The organism is Rurimicrobium arvi (genome assembly GCF_039540495.1).
Taxonomy (GTDB): domain Bacteria; phylum Bacteroidota; class Bacteroidia; order Chitinophagales; family Chitinophagaceae; genus Rurimicrobium; species Rurimicrobium arvi.
The window spans coordinates 193683-207764 of record NZ_BAABEZ010000004.1 but is presented as its reverse complement, the minus strand read 5'-3'; the positions used below and the strand labels follow the sequence as shown (position 1 = coordinate 207764).

The following is a 14082-nucleotide window of genomic DNA, read 5'->3' as shown; positions in this document are numbered from 1 at the left end:
TTGGAGGGGGAGTTTTTTTATTGGTGTTTCATTTATGCGGTTTGGATGGGTCAACAGGGTTATCTTACCCTGTTGACTTTCTCGACCCTGATCAGCTTGTCTTCGCTGTCATAAATATTCAGTAAATAAATACCTTCAGACAATTGACTCATATCCATGGTATTTACAGCAGCCTTGCCGATGATCATTCTTCCTGTAATGTCGGTCAGACTTACAGAAACAGGTACGTCAGCAGTGATGTGTAATACGTCGGTAACAGGATTAGGGAACACCTTAACAGAGGACTGCATTGCATGCTCGTTTACAGCAAGGCTATACAGGTACACTTCAGATTTTGCGGTACATCCGTTACTGTCTGTAACTTCCACGGAGTATGCAGCATCATCGAGAACATAATAAAGCGCATTGGTTGCGTCAGATCCGGGGATCTTCACATTGTTACGGTACCACTGGTATGTATAGAATTTCTGAGTTACACCTAATACGCGGTCACGCACATAATAAATAACAGGTGTTGGTAGCGGATAGACGGTTACTACAATTCCCGGAGATACCGAAGGACATCCCAGCGGTGTATTGATTTCCACCTGGTAAGTTCCGGACTTGTCAATAACCAGGTGATCATCTGTTTCACCCGGAAGGTAAGAGCCATTGCGCATCCAGCGGTAAGAGAATCTGTATCCTTTATTAGCCTGAACAACAACTGCACTGGACTGGCAGAAGTTCAAAGAATCGTAATAAGTGATCATTGAAGTCGGAGGCGGCACAACCGTCATGCGGAACGGATTAGACACATAGGTACAGCCGGTAACAGAATCATAAATATAGATGTAATATTTACCGCCGGTAGTTCCCACGGAAACAAAGGTATCCGTTGCTCCGGGTATAGGACGCGTTACTGTATCCAGGTACCATTGATAGGAAGTATGGCTGAAGTAAGAAGGATGGGTGGCGCGGAGAACCGGTAAATTTCCGGTACAAGCCGTATCGAAGCCGGTTGAGGAAACAATAGTGATATTCATGGAAGGAATCGTGGATCCGGCAAACTCGGCAGCGCCGATATCAGAACTTCCGAACGGACGGGAAACTGTGAAGAAATCCAGCGCGATCGAGTTGTCCGTAGCACGGCTCTCTGCATAGCTAATGCCGGTAGGCGTGTATACTCCGCCGCTACCGGTCAGATTATCTTCGGTAAAGGTATTGGTATCACGTTTAGAAGAAGCCGTCTGCATAAATTTATGGAAAGAACTTCTGCCGCATTCACTGTTGAAGAACGTATCATTTACAATATTCTTGGTTGCGTCAGGTGTTAAACCGGATTGTGCATAGCCGTTTACAACGGAAGAACCACCTTCTGCATACAGGAAGTTGTTACTGCCTTTTGGTACATAATAAATATTGCTGGCAGAACCATAAGCAGATGTGGAAGGAGCAGATTTAGCGACACCCGCAGAACCGCGCATTGCAACCGTATTATTGGTCGCACCCGCAGTTACATTCACACGAATGATGTTATTCTGAATTTTGTTCGTTCCAGCCGTATTATATAAAATACCTGTGGCGCCATAGCCTGTTTTGGCAGTAGTAGCCATATTGATGGTATTGTAATAAATATTGTCTGTTCCGGTGTTTGCGAGATACATTCCCATTGAAGAGGAATAGTTGGTTGTATTCGAAGCGGCGATAACATCAGAAATCATGTTGGTGTTGATGTTATAGGTTGCAGCGCCTGAAGCAGTGTATAAAGCTACCGCGAGTCCGGCAGCATCCGCAGAAATTACGTTTTGAATAAGGTTATTCGTAAAATTAAATGTGGTCAGCGTAGCTGTAGTTCCGTAAATAGGGTAAACGCCGATCGCAGACCAACCGCCGGTTGTGGAGTTACATTTGATATTGGTAAATTTCGACTTGGTGATGGTAACGGTAGCCGGAGAATATCCTGAATTTCCGGAACTCACACCAAATACATTTGACCCTTCAACGGTTATGTTGTTCACCGTATCCGCATTGATCGTTGCCGCAACAGCGTACTCCAGACGATAAGCATTAACAACCGAAGCTCCACCATTGATATTGCTTACCTTATTTTTTGAAAAGGTAATTGCATTTCCAACTGAACCTGACGGGTAGGTACAGGCAGGTGAGAATCCGACAAGCGGTGTAGTGTTTGTAGCCGCCGATACAGTCATGCCATCAATTACATTTCCGGTAACGGTTGCGGTACGTGCCACTGCAGTAGGCCACACATATAATGTACCATATCCAACCATTTGATAGGAGTTGGCATTGGCGTTAATTTTCGATATTTTATTGTTCGTAATAATACTTGGTGCAGTAGTGAAATTGTCATCCTCAATTGCAAAAATTCTGGTCAGATTCGACGTTCCGCTGCTTACATTAAAATTCTGGATGGTATTGCCGTCTATGGTATTAGATGTCGGATATATAGCGGATGAAAGTCCTAAACCGGAATAGGTGGTACTTACAGCATAACCACCGCCAAAAATACCGATAATCGCCTGAGCGTTGGTTGTTTGCGTGCTGAAGTTCTGGATCACATTCGACTTGATATTTTGTGTTCCATTATTATTCTGGCTGAATATACCAAACAATTGAGCACTTGTTCCGGATGAAGTAAGCTGAACCGTGTCATTTTTTATGTCTGTCGTGCCCGTTCCGTATAGTTGCGTGAGAATGCCCGTTGCGGCATAGGTACCCGCCGAATTGATCGTCAGATTGATATTATTATCCGAACAGGTCCAGTTTGTATTCGTTTGCAACGCAGAGTTAGGATTCAGATACCGTATGCCATACAAATAATTGGTTACAGGAGCGGTACCTCCATCGTCTGTATTATTGATATAGTTCTTAGCAATATTGTCGTTGTTAAAATAACTCAGATAAACGCCATCATGTGTGAAATTGGTGATACGGCTTTCCTGAACAGTGATGTTTTTATCATTAAATGCAGACCCATCGGCGGCAACCGGGTTACCATACCCGTAGAAGCCATAGTTTACATTATGCATCGTATCTCTCAGGAGATATACTACATTGTGGGTACCGTCTTCCAATGTGGGAGCCAACGCAGCAGTAGAAAGATACGTACAGTTACCTACAAACACCCCTGCTGCGCCGTAGTGAGAAACGCCTGAAGCCGCTGTCGTGTTCGCGTTATTCAGAGTGATCTCGCAATCTATAATACTTACACCTTTACATCCGTCATTGTTGGTAAGTTTCACAATAGAGAATCCATGCTCCATACGGGACGTAGCGGTAGTATTCAATGAATTTTCCACAAGATTCATATTCTGGAAAGTCACATTGTCCAAACCCTGAACTGTAAGGATCGCATCGTGCCCGCCCGTTCCGGAATTAGCGGTAAACAGATGTCCTTTGCCATCAAATGTGATGGAAAAGGGCGCTACCATAAGCGGGTTTACAAATACACTACCGGCTATCCAGCCTCCCGAGGGAGCTGACTGGTCTTGTGTGATATTTACCAGTACCGTTCCTGCAATAACTGTACTGTTTGAATTGAAATCTGTCAGAAAGTCCGTCAACGTATTATAGCTTCCGGGGATGTAATATATACCCGAGAAAGAAGTAGCCCGTGAGCTGAAAGCAGCTAACAGTAATAGGATTGAGGTAAAAATTCTTTTCATGGAATTCATTATTTTCTTTGTCAGCAATGGAAAAACAGCGCTATTCAAACAAAAATATCTGAATAAACACATTATCTCCGTGATGCAATTTAAAAAATTGAATCCGTAAATCAAAAAATTTTTTACAGAACTTTACCAGTTTGCATTTTGGTAAACGACGGAAAGTCATTATTCCGCGATTAACAACCTCCTATGAGTAAAACAAACTCGCCTTTAGGTTCGGTTTGCTCAAAATGAGCACAGAGTTCGGCAAGGGTGCCTCTTCTGGTTTCCTCGAATTTTTTTGAGATCTCCCTTACTATTGCCGCCTTACGGTCGTCACCCAGTATAGCTGAAAATTCACGCAAAGTTTTTAATAGCCGATGAGGCGATTCGTAAAAAACGGTAGTACGTGTTTCTTCCAGGAGCGCCTTCATAGCTGTCTGGCGACCTTTTTTCACGGGCAGAAAACCTTCGAACACAAAGGAGTCGCAGGGAAGACCGGACTGAACGAGTGCCGGCACAAAAGCGGTAGCGCCGGGAAGGCAGGTGACGGGAACTCCCTGTCGTGTACACTCACGGAGCAGCAGAAAACCCGGGTCTGAAATACCGGGTGTACCTGCATCGGTTATCAGCGCAAACTGTTTACCGGCAAGCATCTGATCCACGAGATGCGGAACTATTTTATGTTCGTTGTGCTGATGGTACGGCGTGAGCGGCTTTTCTATCTGATAATGCCGCAGCAGTACGGAGCTGGTACGTGTATCTTCACAGAGAATCACGTCCACGCTTCGCAGCGTATCCACCGCACGATAGGTCATATCTGCGAGGTTACCTACGGGTGTGGGAACCAGGAACAGCGACACGTTTCGGTATATTAAGCTTCGGTGATGTTTACCTCGAAGGATTCCATTACCAGGTTAGCAAGCAGCTTTTTGCAGGCATCGGTCACCAATGCTTCAGCCTCTGCTTTATCTTTCGCCTCAACATTCAGGGTCATATGCTTTCCTACGCGCACATTCTGAATTTGCGTAAGACCCAGATTATGAAGGCTGCTGTTTACTGCTTTACCCTGAGGATCCAGCAATTCTTTCAAAGGCATTATGTTGATGTGCGCTACAAAGTGCATTGTTGTAATATATTTTAAATTTGATTAAAACGACCTGCGTCGTGTTGCAAAATTAGTTATTCCGCATTAAATCCGGGTGCAGATTTTAAACTACAGCCCGCTGATAACAGAACGGATGCGCGCAGCCGTTTCTTCTTTCCCGATGAAAGCAGCAATGGCAAATACCGCAGGACCAAACTTACCGCCCACCAGCATGATGCGCAGCGGAAGCATGACCTCTCCCTTTTTCAGTCCGGATGCGGTCACCAGTTCATTAAATAATTGTTCTGCCGACTCTTCTGTCCATTCGGATGCAGCATCGATCCGGCTCGCAAATGCTTCAAAAAATACTTTGTGCTCCGGCTTCCATTTTGCCTGCACAGACGCAATATCTGTTTCAGCAGGAGCTTCAAACAGGTATGCAGCCTGTGGCCAGAACTCTGTAAGCAGATGCATACGATCTTTCACCATGCCCATAGCTGCGGCAATGCGCGGCAGATCCGCCTCTTCCAGTTTACCTTCAAGGAAAGGTAAAACCAGCCCCGCTAAAACATCATTATCCGTTTTCTGGATATACTGATTGTTGAACCATTTGGCTTTTTCGTAATCGAATTTTGCGCCGCCTTTGTGTACACGGCCGATGGAGAAATGCTGAATCAGTTCATCCATTGAGAACAACTCCTGCTCCATACCGGAATTCCAGCCAAGCATTGCGAGCATATTGACAAACGCTTCCGGAAGGAAACCACGTTCTTTAAAACCTACGGTCTGCTCCTGCGTGCGGGGATCTGTCCAGTCCATAGCAAAGACCGGAAAACCGAGTCGGTCACCGTCGCGTTTACTGAGCTTTCCGTTCCCGTCAGGCTTGAGAATGAGCGGCAGATGTGCCCATTGCGGCATTTTTCCGGACCAGCCAAGGTATTGCCATAACAGTAAATGTACAGGGGCACTGGGCAGCCATTCCTCTCCGCGGAACGCGTGGGTGATCTCCATCAGATAATCATCCACCACCACCGCGAGGTGGTAAGTCGGCATACCGTCGGCCTTCAGTAATACTTTATCGTCAACCACCGAAGTATCAAAATGTACTTCCCCACGGATCATATCTGTGAAAACAAGCGACTCATGTTCCGGCATTTTGATACGGATCACATGCGGGGTTCCCGCCTGCAGCAGGGAGGTCACTTCCGTGGCTTCCAGCGTGAGCGAGTTGCGCATAAATCCACGTGTACGACTGTCGTACTGAGCCTGATGATGTTCCGTTTTGTGTTTTTCGCGCATTTGTTCCAGCTCCTGCGGTGTATCAAATGCATAATAAGCATTACCCTGTGCAACAAGCTGCTCGGCATACTGACGATATAACGCCTTACGCTCACTCTGGCGATAAGGTCCGTATGCACCGGGCTTTACAGGACTTTCGTCAGGATGCAATCCGCACCAGTCGAGACACTGCATGATATATTCTTCTGCTCCGGGCACAAAACGGCTCTGATCGGTGTCTTCAATACGCAAGACAAAATCACCTCCGTGATGGCGCGCAAACAAATAGTTATACAACACAGTACGCACTCCCCCAAGGTGTAAGCCACCTGTGGGACTCGGCGCAAATCGTACCCGTACTTTCCTGTTTTCCATATGGCGGCAAAAATAAGGAAGATTACCTCACTAAAGGAATACAGAACAGGTTCAGGCTTTTATTTGCCAGGTGAATCTCGTATCGGATGCAACATTAACTTTGTCACCCATTAACCATTTCTGATTTCTATGGATTTTGTCTCGACAGGTTTGTCCGCTGAAGAATTGATTGACTTATACACGGAGATCGTGCGACCGCGCATGATCGAGGAAAAAATGCTGGTGTTGCTACGCCAGGGACGGATCAGTAAATGGTTCAGCGGTATCGGACAGGAAGCAATCGCTGTCGGAGTGACCAAAGCCCTGGACGCGGATGAATACATCATGCCCCTGCACCGTAACCTGGGCGTATTTACAGCCCGCCAGGTTCCTTTCGCACAATTGTTCAAACAGTGGCAGGGATCTCAGAACGGGTTTTCCAAAGGCAGGGAGCGTTCTTTCCATTTTGGTACCAATGAGTATCATATATGTGGCATGATCTCTCACCTGGGCCCGCAGTTAGCGCTCGCAGACGGTGTGGCGCTCGCTCATAAACTCAGCAAGGAAGACAAAGTATGCGTTGCATTCAGCGGTGACGGCGGCACCAGTGAAGGAGATTTTCATGAGGCGCTGAATGTGGCTGCGGTATGGGGCTTGCCCGTGATCTTCATCATTGAAAATAACGGTTACGGACTCAGTACTCCGGTAAATGAGCAATATGCCTGCGAGCAACTGGCAGACCGTGCCGCGGGTTATGGCATGAAGGGACTCACCATCGACGGCAATAATATTCTGGAAGTATATAATACCATAAAAGACGCCCGCACCTATTGCATCACGGAGCAAAAGCCGGTCCTCATAGAGTGTATGACCTTCCGCATGCGGGGTCATGAGGAAGCCAGCGGCGTGAAATATGTACCTAAAGAGCTGTTTGATATATGGGGTAAGAAAGATCCGGTAAGTAATTTCGAAGCGTACCTGCTGCGTGAAAACGTACTCACGCCAAAGGCTATAGAACAGATCCGCGAATCTATCCGTCACGAAATCGAATCGGGAATTGCTGAAGGCTTTGCCGAACCCGTGATTGTACCGGACACACAATATGAATTGAATGACATTTATAAACCGGGCGACGAGGCTCCGGTAGCAGCCGGTGGGCAGCGAACCGAGATGAAGATGATCCAGGCCATCAGCGATGCATTGCGTATTGCAATGGAGCGGTATCCGAAACTCGTACTGATGGGTCAGGATATAGCCGAATACGGCGGAGCGTTCAAAGTAACGGAAGGATTTACCGACGCGTTCGGAAAAGACCGTGTACGCAATACACCTATCTGTGAAAGTGCAATCGTGGGAGCAGCTTTAGGGCTGTCGCTCAAGGGTTATAAATCGATGATGGAAATGCAGTTTGCGGATTTTGTGACCGTAGGCTTCAACCAGATCGTCAACAACCTTGCCAAAATCTATTACCGCTGGGGTCAGAATGCAGATGTGGTGGTACGGATGCCAACCGGCGGCGGCGTGGGTGCCGGACCGTTTCACTCGCAAAGCAACGAAGCCTGGTTTGTACATACACCCGGACTGAAAGTGGTGTACCCGTCCAATCCCGAAGATGCAAAAGGCTTGTTGCTGGCTTCCCTTGCCGATCCGAACCCGGTAATGTTCTTTGAACACAAAGCGTTATACCGCAGTATCAGCGGCTCTGTGCCGGATGGGTATTACACGGTGGAAATCGGGAAGGCTAAGAAAGTGCAGGAAGGCTCCGATATGAGCATTATTACTTACGGAGCGGGGGTCCACTGGGCGCTTGATTATGCGGCAAAGCATACAGATCTTTCCTTAGAGATACTCGATCTGCGCAGCCTGCTGCCGCTGGATTACGATGCTATCCGGGAAACGGTCGCCCATACCGGGAAAGTGCTGATACTGCATGAAGACACACTTACCGGTGGAATCGGCGGCGAACTTTCGGCATGGATCACTGAAAATTGCTTTCAGCTACTGGATGCACCGGTATTGCGTTGTGCCAGTCTGGACACGCCAGTCCCGTTCTCTGTGGAACTGGAACAAAATTTCCTTGCAAAAAGCAGACTGGGCGAAACGATCGAAAAACTGATGGCTTACTGATTTTAGCGCGCTAAAGCTTATTTTCGGCAAATTATTTTCAAAAAGACGAATGAAACATCTTCCGAATATTCTCACGCTGGGCAACCTCTTCTGCGGTTGTATCGCCATTGCGTGTATCACCTCTTCACAACCTTACCTGATCGAGATCAATACGGTACCTTACTGGATTACCGGAACCGAACAGGCTTGCTTAGGTTCATTGTTTATTGCACTTGCTGCTGTGCTCGATGTGCTCGACGGACTTACTGCACGCGGATTGAAACTTTTTTCATCTATCGGCAAAGACCTGGATTCTCTGGCCGATCTCGTAAGCTTCGGTGTAGCTCCTTCGATGATCCTGTTTAAAATGTTGTGGGCAGCCAATATTGCAAAACCAAACGCGATGGATGTGAGCATGCTGGCGATGGCTCCTGCATTCCTGGTGGCCTGTTTCGGCGCTTTGAGGCTTGCGAGGTTCAATGTATCCGTTTCTACAGGTGCCACCTTTACGGGTATGCCCATTCCCGCAGCCGGTATACTGATCGCTTCCTTTCCTCTGATCAACCTGTATACACCTCAATTCGGCATGTACTTTAAAAATCCCTGGTTGCTTTATCTGGTCATTGCCCTGGTTTCCTGGCTGATGGTATCGAAAATAACGTTCTTTAAGCTGATGCCTTCCAAATGGGATATGAAAAGCCTATGGCCCCGTATTATACTGATCGGAGCCTGCGCTGTATTATTCCCTTTCCTGAAGTTTGCAGCAATACCAGCATTGTTTGTATTGTACATCATTTTGTCGCTGGTGTACCGGCCGCAAAAACATCTGGCTCAGACATTGTAAAAAGAAAGGGGATCGATAAACGATCCCCTTTCTTCTATAGCTTATAAAACAGCGAAAACGTATTTCTGAAGTTTAGGAATATTCTTGTCCGTCTTTTTCACACTGTTGTAATGACGTTCTTTACCATCGCGGAATAAGGTGACCTTCCACGGATGAGCATCAAACAATGATTTAACAGACGCTAGCGGAGCATCAATACTGAAACGGTTGATGTATTCATTGTGGCCCCAATCGGAAAACATATGCTCTACGTTATGAAAGGTAACGGTCTGAGCGCCGTTGCTGATCTGTACACTGTCCATCTGCTTGATAACCTCGGCGTCGAATGCGGAAAACTTCAGTGAAACGGTATCCTTGTTCACATCTGCGTGACGGAATGTAAAGTCCATTGCAAGGGTGCCTTTCCTGTTGATAGAAACAAATTCCAGCGGCTTGATATAATACATCGTTCCACCCGATTTGGCCGCAAACATTTCGTAGAGGTTTTTGCCCGACTTTACAGCTCCGGGCTTTATGGAAAGACAACCCATTAATCCGGCAACGCAGGCAGCAAACAAAATAACTTTTAAGGGCGGGAAACGCGACATAATCCTATACGGGTGTTTTGGGGAGTTTATTGAGTAATACGCTTTTTCATTTCGGAGGGGTTCAACACAGTCTCGGCGATACCGCGCTCCGTTGTTTCGCCAAAAATACAAATCATTGACGCAGTATCCATAGCGAAAACCCATTCGGAGCAGTACTTTTTTCCCAACCGGTAGTAACGGTGGAATTGCTGCCGATCGTGTGATTCAGAAAAAACGGTATCGGCCTGCACTTTATTTCTGCTTTCTGCGATACGATCCAGTGAAGCATGAAACGGAGCGGCTATAAACAACAGGTAGTCTTTTCCGCGGACGAACCGGTACAACGGAAGCTGTACAGTCGCCTCATTATTGTATCGCTGCTTATAGGTAGCCGCAATCCCGGAATCCGCCTGTATGACCGTTTCTCCGGGCTGCAAAGCAAATTTATGGTTATTGAACAGCAGCAATGTGTCCGGATTGCTTTCCGAACAAGACGTAATGAGCAGGCACAATAAAAGGGACAGCAGACGAAGCTTCTGCATATGAAATCAATTTCGCTTATAAAAACAGGGTGCAGCATCTGCCACACCCTGTATCGATTAGAATTTTATAGAGAAATTATTCTCCTGTAACGATCGTTTCGTAAGTAACAACGATATTCAGAATGCTGGTGCATTTGATATCAACAGTTGAGATTTTAGAAATACCGCCATTTCTTGCAGCCTGACGAATAGAGGCATCCTGGTTAAAGAACAGCACACCGAGATAACCGGTAGCTTTCGCACGTCCTACTTTACTACCTACAGTATTGCTTGTAGCGTTTACAGGGAGCGTGAGCGAGCAGCTGGAAAGCAGGGCAACAGCTGAGGCGAGCATTGCGATTTTTGCTTTTTTCATGAAATTCGTTTTGTTTAATAAAGGTCCTACTCGTAAGGCTTTTCGGGTATGCCCCGTTTTTTTAAGTGGTATCTGGACTCCACCAGGTTTCTTTGAGTAAATTCTCTTAGTAACAAAACTAAAAAAAACAGGCATTTGACCAAATTTTTTTCTGGCGGGTCAGATGATCAGAATATCATCCTATAAACATCTTCCACCTTGGACACCCCTTTTATGGCCATGCGGTAATGCTTCAGGTCGAGCCCTTTTTCATTGGCGGCAGGTATCAGCATAAGGTCCATTCCGAGTTTATCGGCTTCCGCAATGCGTTGTTCTACGCGACTTACAGCCCTGATCTCCCCGCTGAGTCCTATCTCCCCTACCATACAGAGATTGGAAGGTAAAGCCCGGTCTTCATATGAAGAAAGTAAGGCGCACACCAGTGACAGTTCAATGGAAGGATCTTCAATTTTGATGCCCCCTGCAATGTTCACAAAAACATCTTTCATGCCGAAATGAAAGCCGCCACGCTTTTCCAGCACAGCCAAGAGCAATTGCAGGCGTCGTAGATCCATACCGCTTACCGTGCGCTGCGGTGTTCCGTAAACGGCCTGGGTTACCAGTGCCTGTACCTCAATGATCAATGGCCGCATGCCTTCAATTGTTGCAGCGATCGCGATTCCGCTCAATGGTTCATGATGTTGTGCGAGCAGCAATTCAGAAGGATTGCTTACCACGCGCATACCGCCTGAAGCCATCTCATAGATGCCGAGTTCCGATGTCGACCCAAAGCGGTTTTTCAAGGTCCTCAGCATCCGGTAAGCGTAGTGTCTGTCGCCCTCAAACTGCAGGACAGTATCCACCATGTGCTCCAGCACCTTGGGTCCGGCGATGGAGCCGTCTTTAGTGATGTGCCCGATGATGATCACGGGTATCCCGGATGTTTTGGCAAAACGGTTCAGCTCCGCTGCACACTCTCTCACCTGCGATACGCTACCCGCCGGCGATGATACATAAGGTGATTCAAGTGTCTGGATCGAATCGATGATCAGGAGCCTCGGATGCACTTTCTGTGCCTCACGGAAGATAGCCGCAGTATCTGTAGCGCTCAGCAGGTATAATAATTCATTCGCGTGACCTACACGCTGTGCGCGCATCTTTATCTGGGCAAGGCTTTCCTCGCCGGAAACATACAGGACATTCCCTGCCCGCCAGTCCAATGCGGTCTGCAGGAACAAGGTACTTTTACCGATACCCGGTTCACCGGCTACGAGCGTAACCGACCCCGGTACGAGTCCGCCGCCAAGTGTCCGGTTCAATTCCGTATCATTTAAAATCACACGCGGCAGGTCTTCGACTATTACGTCGTCCAGCCGAAACGCTTTGACCTGATCTTTATCTCCCGTGTCCCATACCGCCTGTTGTCGCGCAGGCTTCTCATCGCGTTGCACCACTTCTTCGACATAGCTGTTCCAGGCCCCGCAGGACGTACATTTACCAGTCCACTTAGGTGACTCATGCCCGCATTCCTGGCAGAAAAAAGCTGTTTTAGTTTTTGCCATCAGTTTGCATTGCTATCGGATAAAAGCTGCATTTCTGCCTGTACAAACGCAGAAAGTTCGCGGATATAGGCCGGAGAAAAATCAAAGCGGATACCGGCAGTTTCGTACAATTGTCCGAGAGTGCGGGTATAGCCAAGACTCAGCGCGTTCATATAATTATCCAGCGCCTGCTCTTTGTTTTGTTTGTACTGACGCCACATTGCTATAGCGCCCAGTTGTGCGATTCCATATTCGATATAATAAAATGGCACTTCAAACAAATGCAGTTGCTTTTGCCAGAATGATGCTCTGTACGTTTCAAAATCCTGCCATTCTACAATTCCTGTTGAAAACTCCTCATGGATGCGCAGCCACTCCTGCTCGCGCTCAGCGGCAGTATGTCCGGGATGCGTATACAGCCAATGCTGGAACTTATCAATCGTAGCAATCCAGGGAAGCACGTCGATTACCCTTTCCAGTTCTTCCCACTGTGCGCGACGGCATTCTTCGGCCGTGGCAAAAAACTGCTGCCAGTGTTCCAGTGTAAACAGTTCCATGCTCATGCTGGCGAGCTCTGCGATTTCCATCGGATATTCCTTAAACGCAGCAAGCGGCAGCTTGTGGGAAAGGAACGAATGAATGGCATGGCCTCCTTCGTGCATCATGGTGATAAGATCGTTTACGGTACCTGCTGCATTCATGAAGATGAACGGAACCCCGGTCTCCGGAAGCGGACAGTTATATCCGCCGGGAGCTTTTCCGATACGGCTGTCCAGGTCCATACGACCCATTTCTTTCATCCTGCGCAGACAGTCCCCGAAGAAAGGGCGAAGCGTACTGAATACGGCAATTGATTTCTCCAGCATTTCTGCACCCGAATGAAAGGGCTGCAAAGGCGTCTGGCCTTCCGGTTCCGCATCCGTGTCGTATGGCTTCATGCTTTCTATGCCGAGCAATGCTTTGCGGTACTCCAGCAGGGAGCGCTGGAGCGGAACTATATGTTCTTTCACTGCTTCGTGAAATGCAAAGCAATCATCCGGTGTATAATCAAAGCGACCCAATTCCCGGAATTTATAATCGCGGTAATTGTCAAACCCTGCGTTCACGGCTACCTGATGCCTCAATTGCAACAGCTTATCAAACAACTCATTCAATTTGTCTCTGTCCGTCAGCCGGCGCTGTGCAACCTTTTCAAATACATCCTTACGCAAGACACGGGAAGGGTCATGCAGTAATTTTGCAGCCTGCTGAAGGGTAAGTGTTTTACCATTTTCTTCAATGGTCATCGCACCGGAGATGACGCCATATTGCTGCGCAAGCAGGCTGATCTCTGACTGTAACGGAATATTTTCCTCACGATACAATGACACGCTGTTTGCTACACCACGCAGGTAAGGGAAGTACTGCTGATCATCAAGCTGTTCTTTATAGGGACAATCCAGCAATTTCCGGTTGATCGCAAACATGTAGGGCTTCAGCCTGGGTTCTATTTCTGTAACGAAATAGGTAAATGCCTCTTCGAGTTTAGGGTCTGTGGTATCACAAGTCATTTTTATCTGGCGCCAGCAGGCATCCTCACCGATCACCGACTCCAGTTCACTCAGGTCGGAAAGCCACGCATGCAGTGCCTGAAGAGAAGTAAGCTCCCGCTTACTCAATTCGTCAAAATAGGGTTGCAGCTGTTCCCAGGTACTTACCTGAAAGTCTTCAGGCAGGAATGATCTTTTTTTCGGCTGAATATTGGCCGAAGCCGTGTTTATATCGTTCATAAATGTGTTTACGT

The 14082-nt window shown here is 47.3% G+C and carries 11 protein-coding genes; 2 read left to right on the top strand and 9 right to left on the bottom strand.

Annotated features, from left to right (window positions below; genetic code table 11):
• Positions 1 to 59: 59 nt before the first annotated feature.
• From ABD846_RS03730 to gltX, 4 genes are all read right to left on the bottom strand, one after another.
• Positions 60 to 3665, bottom strand: a complete 3606-nt coding sequence (locus tag ABD846_RS03730; RefSeq protein WP_344822796.1) for a T9SS type A sorting domain-containing protein — start codon at positions 3663 to 3665, stop codon at positions 60 to 62.
• Positions 3666 to 3844: 179 nt separating this feature from the next.
• Positions 3845 to 4510 (bottom strand): 16S rRNA (cytidine(1402)-2'-O)-methyltransferase, encoded by a 666-nt coding sequence (gene rsmI, locus ABD846_RS03725; RefSeq protein ID WP_344822794.1) that lies wholly within the window; start codon positions 4508 to 4510, stop codon positions 3845 to 3847.
• Between the two features lie 11 nt (positions 4511 to 4521).
• Entirely contained in the window at positions 4522 to 4773 is a 252-nt protein-coding gene (purS, locus tag ABD846_RS03720) for a phosphoribosylformylglycinamidine synthase subunit PurS (protein ID WP_344822792.1), read from the bottom strand.
• A gap of 90 nt (positions 4774 to 4863) precedes the next feature.
• Complete coding sequence (gltX, locus tag ABD846_RS03715; RefSeq protein WP_344822790.1) at positions 4864 to 6387, bottom strand: glutamate--tRNA ligase; 1524 nt, start codon at positions 6385 to 6387, stop codon at positions 4864 to 4866.
• Positions 6388 to 6516: 129 nt separating this feature from the next.
• Here gltX and ABD846_RS03710 point away from each other — a divergent pair, with 129 nt between their 5' ends.
• A complete protein-coding gene (locus tag ABD846_RS03710; protein ID WP_344822788.1) occupies positions 6517 to 8493 on the top strand; it encodes an alpha-ketoacid dehydrogenase subunit alpha/beta in 1977 nt (658 codons plus the stop codon).
• 49 nt (positions 8494 to 8542) lie between these two features.
• On the top strand, positions 8543 to 9316 hold the full coding sequence (gene pssA, locus ABD846_RS03705; protein ID WP_344822786.1) for a CDP-diacylglycerol--serine O-phosphatidyltransferase: 774 nt from the start codon (positions 8543 to 8545) through the stop codon (positions 9314 to 9316).
• Between the two features lie 41 nt (positions 9317 to 9357).
• Here pssA and ABD846_RS03700 read toward each other — a convergent pair whose 3' ends face one another.
• The 5 genes from ABD846_RS03700 to ABD846_RS03680 all read right to left on the bottom strand — a co-directional run bounded on the left by ABD846_RS03700 (position 9358) and on the right by ABD846_RS03680 (position 14068).
• A complete protein-coding gene (locus ABD846_RS03700) occupies positions 9358 to 9903 on the bottom strand; it encodes a hypothetical protein (protein ID WP_344822784.1) in 546 nt (181 codons plus the stop codon).
• Between the two features lie 26 nt (positions 9904 to 9929).
• Positions 9930 to 10424 carry a hypothetical protein gene (locus tag ABD846_RS03695; RefSeq protein WP_344822782.1) on the bottom strand — a complete coding sequence of 165 codons (495 nt, stop codon included), beginning with the start codon at positions 10422 to 10424 and terminating at the stop codon, positions 9930 to 9932.
• Positions 10425 to 10500: 76 nt separating this feature from the next.
• Positions 10501 to 10779, bottom strand: a complete 279-nt coding sequence (locus tag ABD846_RS03690; RefSeq protein ID WP_344822780.1) for a TRL-like family protein — start codon at positions 10777 to 10779, stop codon at positions 10501 to 10503.
• 167 nt (positions 10780 to 10946) lie between these two features.
• The gene (gene radA / locus ABD846_RS03685) at positions 10947 to 12320 is read right to left on the bottom strand and encodes a DNA repair protein RadA (protein WP_344822778.1); all 1374 of its coding nucleotides are present in this window, start codon (positions 12318 to 12320) and stop codon (positions 10947 to 10949) included.
• Positions 12320 to 14068: a M3 family oligoendopeptidase gene (locus ABD846_RS03680; protein WP_344822776.1), complete on the bottom strand. Its 1749-nt coding sequence runs from the start codon at positions 14066 to 14068 to the stop codon at positions 12320 to 12322. Before ABD846_RS03680 ends, radA begins: the two co-directional genes overlap by 1 nt.
• Between the last annotated feature and the right edge of the window lie 14 nt (positions 14069 to 14082).

What these genes read in the sequence shown, in the direction of transcription:
- ABD846_RS03730 (WP_344822796.1), bottom strand. Translation starts at nt 3,665, where the DNA reads ATGAAAAGAATTTTTACCTCAATCCTATTACTGTTAGCTGCTTTCAGC.
- purS (WP_344822792.1), bottom strand. Translation starts at nt 4,773, where the DNA reads ATGCACTTTGTAGCGCACATCAACATAATGCCTTTGAAAGAATTGCTG.
- gltX (WP_344822790.1), bottom strand. Translation starts at nt 6,387, where the DNA reads ATGGAAAACAGGAAAGTACGGGTACGATTTGCGCCGAGTCCCACAGGT.
- ABD846_RS03710 (WP_344822788.1), top strand. Translation starts at nt 6,517, where the DNA reads ATGGATTTTGTCTCGACAGGTTTGTCCGCTGAAGAATTGATTGACTTA.
- pssA (WP_344822786.1), top strand. Translation starts at nt 8,543, where the DNA reads ATGAAACATCTTCCGAATATTCTCACGCTGGGCAACCTCTTCTGCGGT.
- ABD846_RS03700 (WP_344822784.1), bottom strand. Translation starts at nt 9,903, where the DNA reads ATGTCGCGTTTCCCGCCCTTAAAAGTTATTTTGTTTGCTGCCTGCGTT.
- ABD846_RS03695 (WP_344822782.1), bottom strand. Translation starts at nt 10,424, where the DNA reads ATGCAGAAGCTTCGTCTGCTGTCCCTTTTATTGTGCCTGCTCATTACG.
- ABD846_RS03690 (WP_344822780.1), bottom strand. Translation starts at nt 10,779, where the DNA reads ATGAAAAAAGCAAAAATCGCAATGCTCGCCTCAGCTGTTGCCCTGCTT.
- radA (WP_344822778.1), bottom strand. Translation starts at nt 12,320, where the DNA reads ATGGCAAAAACTAAAACAGCTTTTTTCTGCCAGGAATGCGGGCATGAG.
- ABD846_RS03680 (WP_344822776.1), bottom strand. Translation starts at nt 14,068, where the DNA reads ATGAACGATATAAACACGGCTTCGGCCAATATTCAGCCGAAAAAAAGA.